The sequence below is a fragment of the Rhodopirellula bahusiensis genome (assembly GCF_002727185.1).
GTDB classification, from domain to species: Bacteria; Planctomycetota; Planctomycetia; order Pirellulales; family Pirellulaceae; genus Rhodopirellula; species Rhodopirellula bahusiensis.
Genome location: NZ_NIZW01000006.1, coordinates 372,270 through 386,826 on the forward strand (window position 1 = coordinate 372,270; position 14,557 = coordinate 386,826).

The 14,557-nt window shown below is 54.3% G+C and carries 11 protein-coding genes and 1 tRNA gene; 3 read left to right on the top strand and 9 right to left on the bottom strand.

From position 1 onward, the window contains the following. The first annotated feature begins 105 nt into the window (after positions 1-105). Complete coding sequence (locus CEE69_RS09290; protein WP_099260485.1) at positions 106-693, top strand: ECF-type sigma factor; 588 nt, start codon at positions 106-108, stop codon at positions 691-693. Next, on the top strand, positions 677-4,675 hold the full coding sequence (locus CEE69_RS09295; RefSeq protein ID WP_099260389.1) for a protein kinase domain-containing protein: 3,999 nt from the start codon (positions 677-679) through the stop codon (positions 4,673-4,675). The genes CEE69_RS09290 and CEE69_RS09295 overlap by 17 nt, the downstream gene beginning before the upstream one ends. 158 nt (positions 4,676-4,833) lie before the next feature. Here CEE69_RS09295 and CEE69_RS09300 read toward each other — a convergent pair. From CEE69_RS09300 to CEE69_RS09315, 4 genes are all read right to left on the bottom strand, one after another. Further along, positions 4,834-4,906, bottom strand: a tRNA-Ala gene (locus CEE69_RS09300). A gap of 155 nt (positions 4,907-5,061) precedes the next feature. Beyond that, positions 5,062-7,188, bottom strand: coding sequence for a fused MFS/spermidine synthase (locus CEE69_RS09305; protein WP_099260390.1), 2,127 nt, complete (start codon positions 7,186-7,188; stop codon positions 5,062-5,064). A gap of 267 nt (positions 7,189-7,455) precedes the next feature. Continuing rightward, the gene (locus CEE69_RS09310; RefSeq protein ID WP_099260391.1) at positions 7,456-8,586 is read right to left on the bottom strand and encodes a DUF255 domain-containing protein; all 1,131 of its coding nucleotides are present in this window, start codon (positions 8,584-8,586) and stop codon (positions 7,456-7,458) included. A gap of 224 nt (positions 8,587-8,810) precedes the next feature. After that, positions 8,811-10,916, bottom strand: a complete 2,106-nt coding sequence (locus CEE69_RS09315) for a vWA domain-containing protein (RefSeq protein ID WP_099260392.1) — start codon at positions 10,914-10,916, stop codon at positions 8,811-8,813. 216 nt (positions 10,917-11,132) lie between these two features. Here CEE69_RS09315 and CEE69_RS09325 point away from each other — a divergent pair, with 216 nt between their 5' ends. Further along, a complete protein-coding gene (locus tag CEE69_RS09325; protein WP_099260394.1) occupies positions 11,133-11,810 on the top strand; it encodes a metallophosphoesterase family protein in 678 nt (225 codons plus the stop codon). 25 nt (positions 11,811-11,835) lie between these two features. Here the strand turns inward: CEE69_RS09325 and CEE69_RS09330 are convergent, their stop codons facing one another. The 5 genes from CEE69_RS09330 to CEE69_RS09350 form a co-directional block, all read right to left on the bottom strand. Then, the gene (locus CEE69_RS09330) at positions 11,836-12,390 is read right to left on the bottom strand and encodes a hypothetical protein (protein ID WP_199169833.1); all 555 of its coding nucleotides are present in this window, start codon (positions 12,388-12,390) and stop codon (positions 11,836-11,838) included. Between the two features lie 8 nt (positions 12,391-12,398). Beyond that, on the bottom strand, positions 12,399-12,944 hold the full coding sequence (locus tag CEE69_RS09335) for a hypothetical protein (protein ID WP_099260395.1): 546 nt from the start codon (positions 12,942-12,944) through the stop codon (positions 12,399-12,401). Next, positions 12,941-13,387 (bottom strand): type IV pilus modification PilV family protein, encoded by a 447-nt coding sequence (locus tag CEE69_RS09340; RefSeq protein WP_099260396.1) that lies wholly within the window; start codon positions 13,385-13,387, stop codon positions 12,941-12,943. The genes CEE69_RS09335 and CEE69_RS09340 overlap by 4 nt, the downstream gene beginning before the upstream one ends. Beyond that, entirely contained in the window at positions 13,387-13,941 is a 555-nt protein-coding gene (locus tag CEE69_RS09345) for a GspH/FimT family pseudopilin (protein ID WP_233215074.1), read from the bottom strand. Before CEE69_RS09345 ends, CEE69_RS09340 begins: the two co-directional genes overlap by 1 nt. Before the next feature lie 145 nt (positions 13,942-14,086). Then, positions 14,087-14,419 (bottom strand): prepilin-type N-terminal cleavage/methylation domain-containing protein, encoded by a 333-nt coding sequence (locus CEE69_RS09350; RefSeq protein ID WP_099260397.1) that lies wholly within the window; start codon positions 14,417-14,419, stop codon positions 14,087-14,089. Between the last annotated feature and the right edge of the window lie 138 nt (positions 14,420-14,557).

Below are 14,557 nucleotides of genomic sequence, written 5' to 3' on the forward strand. Positions count from 1 at the left end.
TCGGTAGGTGCTAAACTGAGGCGATGTCGATTTTGCTCCGACTCTCCTCCGCATCCAGGCGTTCGTGTTTTGTCTCTCGTGCCCAATGATCCGATCTCTCGCTGCTTGCGTGCTGTAGAAGAAGGCGACGAAGATGCGACGACCGAACTGTGGGAATTCTGCTACCCGCGACTTTTAAACTATTCCCGTCAAAAATTGCCAAGCCGACTGCGTCGTGTTCTAGACGAAGAAGATGTCGCCCTGAGCGCGTTTAAAAGTTTTTGCCGTGGAGCTCAAATGGGAGCCCTTGGCGACGTGAAAGGACGCGACTCACTATGGAAATTGTTGTTTTGCATCGCGTCTCGAAAAGCTCGTTCCTACATACGCCAACAGAACGCGGCCAAACGAGGCGGCGGTAATGTCAGCGGCGAATCGGCGTTTGAAACGCTCGGCAAAACATCTGGCATTGAGAATGTCGCTTCGCCATCGGACGGTCCTGATGCCCTGGCAATCTTTTCGGCTGATTGTCAAAGGTTGTTTGATTCCTTGGAAGATGACGTTTTGGAGATGATTGCGTTGTTGCGGATTGAGGGCTATTCATGTGACGAGATTGCCCAGCGTGCCGACATGTCCAAACGGTCCGTCGAACGACGTCTTAACTTGATCCGGCAAATTTGGATGAGTGAAGGAGCGATGGATGAGCCTTCCGTCTGACAAGGTAGCGATCCCGAAACAAGTTTCGCACTACGCAATTGAAAACCGTATGGCTGAGGGAGCGTTCGGCGTCGTTTACCTGGGGCGGAATCAACGAAACAATGAACAGGTAGCGATCAAACTTGTAAGGCTCGACCCGAACGCTGACAGTCATGAACGCTTCAAAGATGAGGCGAAACTGCTGGCACAACTCAACCATCCCGGGATCGTACCATTCATCGATGCTGGAATCAGCGGTGACTTTCACTACTTGGTTTCAACGTTTGTCCCCGGGGACACGCTTGAAGTTTGGTTGAAACAGAATCAATTAGCGACCGCCCGCGTTGTTGACATTGCGATCGAACTGACATCGGCGCTTGCCCACGCTCATGCCCACCGCATCGTGCACCGAGATTTAAAACCACAAAACATCATCATGCGTGACGGCCGTCATCCTGTGATTGTGGATTTTGATTTGGCGATTCACGACTTGATTGGTTCAACGGCCAAACGTCGCCGGGGTGTCGTGGCGGGCACGCCCAGTTTTATGTCGCCCGAACAGGTGATAGGGCAAGGCCATCGCATCGACGGCCGCACCGATATTTATTCGCTAGGTGTCATTTTATATCGGATGTTAACCGGGCATCTGCCTTTTCGTTCCAGCGATGCCGAAGAACTCCGCCAGCAGATTCGACAGGACGATCCCCAGCCTCCGCGTCAGTTGGCCCCCGCCATTCCGCCGATGCTGGAACAGGTCTGCTTGAAAGCCATGGCGAAGGATTTCCCTGACCGCCACGCAACAGCTGACGATCTAGCATCCGAACTGGCGTGTGTCCGCCGCGAATTATCGAATCGTAGAGGTCGCGAAACACATCGAGACACTTCGAATACGTCCGAAGATTCGGAATGGAAGGCGACGTCAGGTCCACCGCAATCAAGGATGCAACGCAAACGCGGTCGACGGATAAAGCGAGCGAGCATGCAACGTCAAATTACGCTTTTGCATCTTGCGTCGGACTTATTCTCGTCTTCGGACACACAGGCGATCCTCAGTCTCGACGAACAAAGCGTGATGCACGAGGAGTTCATGCAGTTCTGCCAGGACCTTGTTGTGAAGCAGCAGGGTCGTTTGGTGGGTCGCACTGACCTGGGAGGGCTATTCAGTTTTGGTTTTCCCATCGCAGGCGAAGTTTGTCTGAGACGAGGCGTTCGTACCGCGCTCGAGTTTCAAGACAAGTTTCCTGAACTGGCCGAACGATGGCAGCGAATGAGCGGCGTGACCGTGCTTAGCAAAGCGGTCGTTCATTGTGACCGCGCCGTCGTCGTGAGCGATGGTGAATACGAAACAGAAAATGCTTTTGAACTCAACGGACATTTGCGATATGTCGTCGCTGAAATGACACGAAGAGCGCTACCGCGGCATGTGGTCGTCAGCGACGCGGCGCGTATTGGAGTCAAGACGTACTACGAAACGAAGCCGCTGGATTCGATCCAGCTCGGCAAATCCGAGCAGTTTGCATTGCATCAAGTACTCGGTGAAGGAAAGACTGGGTCTCTCGATTGGGCGGGCCTGCGAGGCCGGCTGACACCTATGATTGGCCGTGACGACGCAACCAGTTGTTTGCAAGAACGCTGGCGTCAAACATCCTCCGGTGAAGGGTCCGTGACACTGGTCTCTGGAGAGCCGGGAATTGGCAAGTCACGATTGATTCATTGGCTATGCCAGTGGGTGGATTCTCGGGCGGGTAAGCCCAGCGATGATAGCCCACGAGAGCAACGTCCCATCCAGCTCTTGATTCACTCTGATCCCTACTATCGACAGAGTAGTCTGCATGGGGTCGTCGCGTGCTTGCGACGAAGCATAGGGATCGACGAATCAGTTCCCGCAATCAAACAACTCAGCAAGATGGTTCGATACCTAGACGATCTGGGGATTGAAGGCGATCAAGAAGTGGGCTTGATGGCATCGTTGCTTTCCATCTCGCTGGCTGGATGCTACCCGCCCCTCGATCTCTCACCAGCGGCGAAAAAGGAAGCCACATTCGAGTTGCTTCGAGACTGGTTGAACGCTTACGCGAAGCGATCGCCGGTTCTCTTGGTGTTGGAAGACCTCCACTGGGCCGACCCGTCGACCTTAGAATTGCTACGGCGTGTCATTGCAAACGGATTTCCTCCTTCGATGATGGCGGTAATGACTCATCGCCCGGAGTTCAAAACAGACTGGGGTGATCATTCGGGTGTCAGTCGCATGAAGCTTCAACGGCTCGACAGTGTGCAAATGCGGGAGATGTTCGCGTTTTGCGTCGGAGAAGAGAAAGCTAACGAGCATGAAGCTTCGGATTGGCTGCAACGAACAGACGGCATTCCTTTGTTCATCGAACAAATTGCTACGATTTTTGAGTCTGGATCCGTTTTAGGGAGCGATGCGATTCCAGATCGCTTGCAAGACTTGCTGCTCTCACGCATGCAAGACGGCGGCAGGATTCCCGAAGCAATTCAGCGAGGCGCTGCCATCGGACGCAGTTTTGATTGGGATGCGATCCAGGCAATTTGTGATGCCACCGATAGCGAACTGAATTTCGAATTGGATACGCTGGTCCGTTCTGAATTGCTTTTCCGCGATTCGCGTCGTGACGACTCACGTTTTACGTTCAAGCACGCTCTGATCCAAGACGCAGCCTATGAAACGATGATTGCTTCGCAACAACAGCTCACTCACGGGCGGATCGCGAATCATTTCCTCGCGTGCCAGTCACCGTATCCGGCCGAAGTCATCGCTCATCACTTCCACCGAGCCCACAACTGGCCCCAAGCAGTGGAACATTGGCTGCAAGCGGCTCAGAATGCGACACAAGCCGCTGCCCATCTGGAAGCCGAGAGCCATCTTGGAATGGCACTTCAGGCACTTGGACACATCGAAGCGTCAGTCGAGCGAGATCGAAAAGAGATTGAGCTACGCAGCCTTTTGGGCGTCCACTTGCAAGCGATTCATGGCTACGCTGCTGCAGAAGTTTTCACGAATTATCAACGGGCATTGATTCTGTGTGAGCAACTTGACGATGCACTGGCCACCTTTCCGGTCGCTTATGGATTGTTCCGCTACCACGTACTTCAATCGCAGCTCAGTCAGGCAAGCAATTTGGCGGAGACCTTATTGAGGACCGCTCGAGAAACGCAAGACATCGCCATGCTGCTGATGGCTCATCGAGCGATCGGAACCACAGACGCTTATCGAGGCAGGCTTGACTCCGCACGCCAACATCTCGAGGCGATTTTGGAGGTTCAGCCCACGATTGAACTGCGAAACGAGATCTCGAAGACCGACGTTGTCGATGTTTGGGTCACCGCTCGGGCATATCTTGCCTGGACGCTTTGGTTGCAAGGCGACTCAAAGCAGGCGCTTGTTCAAAGTGATCAGGCGATTGCCCAGGGCGAACCATTGACGCATCCCGTGTCGCTCATTTTGCCGGTAGGTTTTTCGCAATGGCTACATCAGCTGCGAGGTGACGTTGACCGGACCGAGGCAACTTGTAATCGATCAGATCAACTTGGCAGAGAGTACGGCTTTCCGTTTTGGAACGCGTGGACACTGGCGATTCGTGGCTGGGTCCAGTCCGCCCGCGGCGACCACGAAGGTGCGATACAAACCATCCAAGATGGCGTGACGCAGTGGCGTGCATCCGGAACCACCGCGGGTTGCCATTACTTCTACACATTGCTGGCCGAAAGCTGTCTCAAGAACCATGACTCCGGTGCCGCGTCGGAAGCTTTAAACCAAGCTCAAGCGTTCGCCGACAAAACCGACGAACGATTCTACGAAGCCGAGATTTTACGCCTTCGAGGAGAGGTCGCTTTGTTGTACGACCCTGCGGACAATCATGGAGCGGCGCTGTGGTTTCGCAAATCGATCGAGTTGGCTGAACGACAGGGCGCAACGGCACTCCTGGCCAAAACGAGAAGAAGCCTCCATCGAATTCATTCCTTCAACTCAATCACCGAGTGACGGCGTGAATGCGATGCGAAAGGGCAGGGGATGCAACATCAGCAAGTCCCCAATCCCAAAGCACACATGCAGCGGAATGCCAGGAAATGCTGTCGCATCCAATCTCAAGATCGGCGCACGAAAAAAGCCGCTTGCGAAATTGCAAGCGGCTTTCGGAGTGGAGGATAACGGACTTGAACCGATGACCTACGCGCTGCCAGCGCGTCGCTCTCCCAACTGAGCTAATCCCCCGGGTTGAAGAGGCAGATTATCGACTTGATTCGCGTTGCGTCAAGCCCGTCGGTACCTCGATTCGACGATTCTTTGCACTTCTTCGCTCGGGAAATGCATCTGAAATACGGATGATCTCAGTGTGCCTTATTTCCAACAGCTCAACGTCGCCAGCCTCAAAGTGACGGCCAAATCAGCACGCTGGCCAAGTTGTGATGCTGGTCCGTCCACAATGGGGCGGATTCAACAACGGCCGCATTCGGCTTGTGGGCCACGCTCAGATGCTCCGATTCCCAAAATGAATCGTCGCGATCAGTGGCGATGACCCAGCGTGACGGACGGGTGTAAACCTGGTCGCAATGATCGTTTTGAATCAATCGGCTTGACATTCCGATCGCTTGGGTCAGCCGGTGCGTGAGCGGCACCAAATCGAGATGATTGTTCGAGACGTGGACAGCCAACACGCCATCCTCCGCCAACCGATTCCGGTACAGTTGCATCGCTTCGAGCGTTAGTAGGTGGGCAGGAATCGCGTCGCTGCTGAACGCATCCAAGATCAGCAAGTCAAACTTCTTGTCGGTGTGTCGCTCCAGCAACAAACGACCATCGCCCAAGTGATGCTCGATCGTGGCGGGGCAATCGCTGAGGAACGTGAAGTGTTCTTTGGCGATCGCCAACACATCGGGATTGATCTCGTACATATCCATCGTGTCCGACTCTCGACCGTACGCGGCCAATACACCGCACCCAAGTCCAATGACTCCGATTCGCATTTCAGGTGACTCGGCTTGCATTGTGTGAATCAATCGCCCGACGCCGCTGCTGTGTCCAAAGTAAGACGTCGGAGTCATCCGTTCCGGACCGTGCAACTGGATTCCATGGATCGTATTGCCATGCACCAATTGGATCCGTTCGGCATCGTTCTCGACTCGAAGCACACCAAAGAAGTTGCGACGCTGATCAATCGTGTCGGTTCGATTCGTCAAGGTGGTCACGACGGCAGTGAATCCGATGATCGCTACGATCAATCCGGTGATGCCTTTGGACAATCTCCAATCACAGGTCATCGTCAACCAAGACCGCGATGCCAAGAAAGTGATCGCAACCACACCGATCGACAAAGACATGGCGATGGGAAGTTCGCGGTAGTCCTGGAACACGAGCGGACAAACTAGCGCGACCAGGATCCCGCCCATTGCACCGCCAAACGAAATCAGTGCGTAATACAAAGTCAATCGCTGAGTGGCCGGTTTGCGGGCCGCGGTCTCGCCGTGACACAACAAGCAAACGCCAAACAAGACGACCAAGTAGGAGAGTGCTTCCACGGGCATTTGCCATGTTCCGGGGAACCAGCCTTTCAGCTGAATAACGACAAACGCGAAACCGGTGAAGGCCGCGATAAGTTTGGGGCGATACCAGGTCGGCGAATCAAAACTGACGATGAAGCTCAGCAGATACAGACTCAATGGCAACACCCAAAGAAACGGCATCACGGCAATGTCTTGGCAAACATGGCTGGTCACCACCAACAACATCACGGAAGCCAAGGCCGGCAATCCAATCCAAACGGTCCAGTCCGCAACTCGCAAGCCGGCGAGTACCGGTTGATCGGTTGCAGAAGCTTCGCCTGACGTGGCGACACTTTGCTTTCGTCGACGCAGCAAACTGATTGCCAACCAGCCATCCACGACGACAAAACCGTAAAACGCCAGCGACCAGAAAATGGATTGCTGTTCGATTGACAGCAATGGTTCCACGACAAACGGGTAGCTCAGCAGAGCCACCAACGAACCGACATTGGAAAGGGCATAAAGCCGATAGACGGAGTCGGATTGGTTTTCATAGCTCAACCATGCTTGGACCAAAGGCCCAGTGCTGGAGAGCACGAAATACGGCAGAGCGACGTGTGCGGTCAGCAACCAAAGCAACGCCCACGTTGGGTCTTCGGTTCCGACAGGCTTCCAAGCGTCCGAGGGCGCGATCGGCAAAGACCATGCGGCCGCACACAACAACGCCAGGTGCACGACTCCTTGCAATGCCGGCGGCAAGAAACGTCTGAGACAGTGGGCGTACAGGTAACCAGCGAACAGCAGGACCTGAAAGAACAGCAAGCAAGTCGTCCAAACAGCGGGCGTGCCACCAAACCAAGGCAACACACACTTGCTGATCACAGGTTGAACCTGGAACACCAAAAAGGCCCCCAGCAACGTTGCTCCCGCGAAGACAAACCACGACGTGGTCTGCTTGGAAACGTTGGTTGAATTGATAGTGGAACCTGAAACAACCGAGGTGCACGACGGCATGCGTTCATCTCAACAAGTACGCGCAATGCGGCCTCGCCCCCGCGACGTGGTTCCGCCCGAAAGGGTACCCCACTGACAGTGACAACGCATCAAACAGACCGCAATCGGTGCACCCTTCCAGGTTTCTGTGAGCGGCTCACAACAAACATCCGCTACATCCGAAATAATCCGCACTCGGGAATCACTGCAGCAACGCAAAATGCCTCGCTGGTAAAGACCAACGAGGCATGAGCGGATTCAAGCAGTGTGCTAGCGGCGATCTTTGGATCAGTTCAGTCCGGGATTTGCATCCCGCACGGCGTGATCCATGACTTCAATCGCGGCGTCGGTGTAGCGTTCGTACTCGTTCCAGAAATGATCCATCGCCGCTTCATCCGCGAAGAAGAACATTCGTTGATGAACAGGATCTTTCATTCCGAACTGACGTTTTCCGGGAACGATCACTCGTTCTTCGAAGAAGCGAACCACGTCGATTTCATTCAACACGGGTGTGTAAGGAGCCGGGTCAGCCAAGAAGGTTTTCATCTTGGCTTCGCTTTGGAACAGATACAGCTTTCCAAGGTGTACAACTCCGAACTTCGGATTGCCTTCGATCCATTGATCTTCGTTGATCACGGTAACGGAACAGAAACCTTCCATCGCGAGCTTGGGCTGGTCGGTACCAAAGGCTGGCGTTTTGGCTTCCCGTTGAGGTGCTGCTTGAGCGGGCATGCCAAGCGTCATTCCGTCAGTGCGTGCTCCGGCCAGTTGACCGGTCGCTCCGCCAGCGAACTGACTGTCGGGCGAAGGCAGGTTGTTCGATGCAACGTGCGGGTTCTGCTGAGTTCGAGGTGGTGTGGTTGCGACAGCAGCCTTCGCAGGAGTGGTCGGCGAAGCGTTGGACGCCAACATCGTTTGCGGTGCGTTTGGTGCTTGTGTGGCGGGTGCCGCCGCGGGCATTTTTCTAGCCGCGAGTGCCAACATCGCGATGTAGCGAGTCGGATCTTGTGGACTGACCGACGTGCCCAAAGGCTTGCCAGTTGGCGTGATCATCACGTCGGTCGGAAACTTGGTGACGCCAAACATTTTGGCCAACTCAGGCGATTTGCCAGCGTGGACTTTGACGGGCACAAACTTCTTCTCGACGGCTGAGCCCACTTCAGGGCTCTTGAAAGCACCGGCTTCCAAGCGATCACACCAAACGCAATTGTCGCTGGTGAAGTGCAGCAACAATCCTTTGCCGTTTTGCTGTGCTTCCGCTTGGGCAGCGGTCAAATCTTTTCGCCAAGTAATTTCTGCTTGGGCGACACCGGTGAAGATCGTTGTCAGACCGAGCAAGACCGTCGCCGGCATCACTCGCGACCATTGCGAGGACGCAGTGGAAGAATCAATTCGCGGTGGTTTGGAGGTCAAACGCATCGGACAAAATCCTTTTTGTCTTTCTCAAAGGGAGCCAAAGTCGGCTCAGGTGTGCCGGTATCGGTGGTATCGGAAGCGTCGACCTTGACGCTTGAGCGGAACCTACGAAGTTTCCGGCGGTGGCCGCCACACCAATGGAGGGTGTTTCGGATTGAGTCCACCAATCGATTGAAAGGCAGTTTCACGGAGTCAGCAGGCGAACCACGACCTGCGGCGTGGTGCGTCTAGAGCTTCGGCACGGGGCGTTTTGGCGCTCGCTTGATCATGCGTTTTTGATCGTCGCGTGGTGGCGGATTGTTGTTCCCGTTGTTACCGCCGTTGTTGTTTCGAGGCGGACTCAAATCGGTGAACGTCTCGGTCCAAACCCAACCAATCGGAACTTCCAACTCTTTTTCCGCCAGCATTGCCCAAGGGGTGCCTTCATGATCGGCGACCACACGTTGCAAGAATTCGCGAGCGGTATCCGCCTCGCGTTGCCACTTGCTACCGACCGAGATTTCGTCAGCCGGTTTCAGAACCCACGTGTTGTTTTTCTCTTTCTCGAAAGGCATCCCACGCTTCGCTTTCGCGAGAATCGCGTTGTAGGTCTCCGTCCGAACTTTTTGAGCCAACACACGGCCGTACGCCAAATCGAATCCCGCCAACCAGCGAAGACTCTCTTCTTCCTCGCGATCTTTCAAACCTTGCTCCAAGGTCGCAGCCAGCTGAATCAAAACCGGTTCCAATTTCGCGGCATCTTGCTGAGCAGTCGTCAACGCTTGAGCCAACCCAGCTTCGTTGCGTTTCACGAATCGAGTTTGAGGGCGTTGGATCCCATTCACATTTTTAATTTGCGCGGCTGCGATCAACGCTTGGCGAAGAGGGCTTCGCTTGACGGCTTTGACGTAATCCTGCGGCGACAAGTAATCCGGCCGATAGCGAGCCATCGCGGTCGGATCAAAGAACGCACGCAAATCCGCAGTGAACGCATCGATTTCTCGTCGCCGAACCTCTCGTGAAACGTTGCGGTTGGGGTGAACGGTGAAGTAAATCCCTCCCGTTTCGTAACACAACCGAGTCAAGCCATACGGCCCAAATCCACTGTCGATCACCGGCTCCTGCTCGAAGTTTCCGGTGAAGCTCAATTGAACGCGTTCGGGCAAAAATGTTTCGGGTCCCTGATCCACCTGGGCCCATTGAGGTGTTTGGTCGTACTCAGGATCAGGGTCCACGTACTTGACCAACGTGTGTTCGCGACCGAACGGAGCGGGCACGCCCACGACATAAACCGGGATGCCCCATTTACGACAGGATCCAATCGACGATTCCAACAAGTGAGCGTCATCGCCTCGTTCATCGGTCACGACAACAAACATCACGTTGCGTTTGGGGCCGCGGGTTCCAGCATTGCGACGCAGCGATTTGTATTGTTTGGCGGCAGATTCGATCGCCGTGAAAACTCGCTCGGTGCCTGAATTGTCGACGGGAATGTCGGCGACGGTTTGCTTGATCAATTCCAAGTCGGCCGTGGGTTCTTCCGTGAACAACTGAACCTTTTCACCAAACCCGATGATCGATGTCAGCACACGTGACTTGGCGGGATCGTCAGGATCATCGCCCGCGGTCTTCGAATCCAGTTGTTCGCGAAGCATACCAAGTTCTTCGTAGATGCGATCGAACCGTTCGCGAATGTCTTGGCGTTGCCGCGTGAGCGAACCACTTTGGTCGAACAACCACACGATCAAAGTCGGGCGTTCTTCCGCCGCTTGCATCACTTCAAACGTGATTTGATCCACGGCACCTGACGCGCCGGCGGTTCCTTGTCCGACGCGACCTTTTTGATCGATCAATCGATCCTGAGGCGCCACCGGCTGGCTGAACATTTTGTTGACCATGATGTCGCCCAGGTCAGTCGGTTCCAAATCAACTGGACTGACCATGTTGGCGATTTCGGCGAAGTTCGCTGCTGAGGCTTCCGCCATGTCGAATTCGGCCAAGGCATCCGAACCGATTTCGACCTGAGGTTGATCGCTGACGACGATCTCTTCGATCAAGTCGACGGTCTCTTCGTATTCAGGCGGTGGAGCGATCATCACCACCGCTTCATCGTCGATTGGATTCCGTAGTTGCACCAACGCCAGTGAAAGGATGACGATCAGGTGCACCAACATGCTGCCGACCATCGCAACGGTTTCATCGGCGTCCCAAAATGACTCGTCTTCCCACAACTCGGCCGAATCCCCGTTTTCGTAAGGTTGGACCAAATTGGGCTTTGACGCGCCGGTGTCATCAGACCGCGAGCCAGAGGTCAATGCGTTCTTGATCGATGAAAGAAACGATGAGTCGCTCATGAAATCCGATTTTCAGCTGTTTGCGTTCACAAAGCCGGGCGGTGGGATTGCAAACCAGCGATCATGGGCGAAGATTTGCGGTCCAAGATTGATCCCGGATACTCTTTCAAACGTTTTTTGCGACGATTTGAACCCTTTGATTGTAGTCGAAAGTTCGATTCACAATCTTCACCGCTCGATTCAAAACCTCGTTGACTTGAGGATCAGGCCGATTTGATGGAACAAACAAACGAATCATCTGGACGCCTGATCGCGATTGGGGACATCCACGGTTGTAACATCGCTCTGCAAGCGATTCTTGCGGCAATTGATCCTCAACCGAGCGATATTGTGGTGACGCTCGGTGACGTCGTTGACCGTGGCCCCGACTCCAAAGGGGCCGTTGAAACCCTCCTGCAGTGCGGCCAGAAAACCCAACTGGTGGCACTTCAAGGAAATCACGAAGAAATGATGCTGAATGTGCTTCGTGGCAGCGAATCGCATCACAGTTGGTTGCGATACGGCGGAGTCGAAACGCTGGATAGCTACGGCTTCGACGGTGGGCTGGATTTTCTTCCGGAATCCCACCGGGTCTTTTTCGAATCGCTTGGTGACTACTTCGTCTACGAAGACTACTTCTTCACGCACGCGGCATACGACCCGGCGGTTCCATTGGAAGAACAAACGGTCGAGATGCTTCGTTGGCACTCGCTACGCCAAGGCGTCCCCGAACCGCACCACAGTGGCAAAACCGCGTTCGTCGGACACACGGCCAACCACGAAGCCCAAATTCTCGATGTCGGTCACTTGGTGTGCTTGGACACGCACTGCTATGGCGGCGGTTGCTTGACCGCGATGGATGTCCGCACGCGACAGACTTGGCAGGCCAACCAGGACGGCGTCTTGCTGCAGTGAGCCAAGTCGGTGGCGTCAGAGAGACTTACGACGCCGGTGGTTTGACCACTGCCGGGGCAGAAACCGACGGACCGACAACTGGAAGCGATGGCACCGGTACCGGAGCAGATGGAGTGGGTGGTGCAGTCGCGATCGATGTCGTGACAGTCGCCGCGGGCTGGATTGCCCCCGGGTACATGTAGACTTGCAATGACACTGTTAGGTTGGTCGTGTCGATGACGGGAGGGGCCACCCATGCATCCGGAAAGGATGAGTTGCTCAGCTCTGCATCCAAACTTGCAACCGGCAACACGCCATTCGTTTTCGCCAGGGCAACGTTCCGATGGATCAGCCCTTCCGCGATTAATCGCCCTTCCACTTGGTGTCGCACGTTGGCAGCTCGGACGTTGGCACGTCGATGCGATCGAACGATGCTGATCGCTGCCAATGACATCACCGCCATCGCCAAAAAGCTCAAGACGACCGCCGACCCAACACGCGGTGAAGCATTGCCGAGTCGACTCGAACGCGAAGATGCCACGCACCGGTAACAAACCGCTTTGGAATGGTTGAATCGGTTCGCAATCGTTGCATCATTCATAGCAGCATTCATAGTTGAGGCGATAAACAAACGACGGTGGTCATTTCTGCTGTGTCTTGGTCCGGGCGAAGCTCCCCTGAACGATCGCTCGTTGTTTGCAATTGCAACGTCATCTCAATGCCGACGCGACGACCCGTGACAACAATCTCATTCAGGTCGAAATTCCGAACCGAATTCCCAAGGCAAACCGTCTCTCCCAGCAAAGGATCCACCATCACCAAAGATCGATCGACACCATCGGACGCACGTCGAATTTCGAACCGAACCCTTCGCAGATTCAATCCATCGTCGACTTGAATATCACGATTCCCAATCGAAACAATGGAAAGTCCAGTGCTGGTCATCTCCCGAATCTGTTCGGAGAGAAATCTCAATGCCTGTCGACCTTCCGCCGCAGCACCCTCGTTGCCCTGCGAAATCGCAGTCACGCGAGCCGAACCTCGCATCATGCCAACCATGCTGGTTGCCAACGTTCCCACAATCGCAACACAGGCGATCGCTTCGATCAGGCTCACACCATTGCGTTTTGACGACAAAGTACGTGACCGGTTCATAGCTGGCTCCACTGCGTACGCAACTGTTGACTCAGCTCACCTTCGTCCGGCTCACCATTGTTGTTGCTGTCTTTCCATACCAAAGCGTCCATGGTCAGCAAACTTGGAGCCAATGAATCTTCGATCGTCAAACGCGAACGCATGGATGTCGTTTCATTGCCAACCACGACCGCATCGAAGGTTCCACGACGAGTCGCAAATTGAATTGGATCACAAAGATCAATTTTGGTTTGCTCAATGATTCGTTCAGCTTCAAAGAGCAATTGGTCCTGCACATCAAGCTTCTGCAACAGCTGACTCGACTGCCCCATCAATCCCAACGCTGGAATCAACACCAATGACAACAGAGCGGCTCCTATGGCGACATCAATCAACGTCGCCCCATGCTGGATCGAACGACGACAGACTTTGTCATCGCAGCAAATTCCTTGGGTGAATTTCATCAGGGGGCATCCTTGTAGATATTTCCAGACGATGCCTGAACCAAAACCTCGACACTCTCACTATCGCGAGAAACCTTCATTTGCAGGTCTCGCGAAGCAGTTCCGGTCGGCGTGAACTGAATGCTGGATGCATTCGCCTTCACGCTGACATCTGGATGCAAAGCAATGGGATCCACCATCCACGTGGAGGAACCAGGATTTGCTTGAGCGCCGAACGCATCGGTTCCGTCGCTGTAAATCCCAGGTGCCGCAAGCATGTCAATGACCATGCGGTACTCGCCGTCGTCATCTTTGACACTCTTCCAACGCACCGTCACTGCGCAACTTCGTGACACAGCCGTTTCACGTGCGAGACGCAATGACCGGACGATCAAATCCGAATCTTGCCGGATGGACGTGCGATTTGAAAACAGATTTCCAACGCTCGGTGCAGCAACCATGGAAGCGGTTAAGATCATGATGACCAACAACGCTTCGACCAATGTCACGCCAGCGCGACGACGAGCGTCAGGCTTCGTTACCGAAATGCGGTGGCATGGTGCGAGCGGGGTCATAGCATGAACTCATGAGAACAAGAACGTCGGAGACGTTGATTGGTAGACGAAACCCGCAGGCACATACGTGAAACCGTTCCTCACCGAATGGATTGGAACGGTTCGTCGACGCATATCTGCAAGTTGTCCGGTAGAAAACCGGTGACTAGTTGGTCACTGGTTTGCTGAACGTTCCAGTTGCTGCGTCATAGGGATACTGACGCAATTTGTTGTAGCGAGCTCGCGACGCAGTATCGTCAGCTTTGATGTAGTTTTCGCGTACCAAGTAAGCGATGTTTCGCGGGTACGAGCCTATTTCGAGGTAATAGGTTTGTGCCATCGCGTTGAGCGAAGCGATGTCTTGCTCGGCCAATTTGTCTTCACTCTTCGCTCGCATTGGCGCAACGGTGGCGACGGTGGCAGCAGCAACAACGGCGAGAATAACAACAGCGGCGATCACTTCGAGAAGCGAGAAACCGTTCTTTTTAGTACGTTTCATTTTGAGATACTTGGTCTGAATGAGGAGGATGAGGGACGGATGTCCTCACGGACAGAACCCGAGAAACAATCCGAGAGTCGTGAATCACTTCTACTGAAACGTAGGTCAGAAATTGGGTGGTGGACGGAAATCGACTAA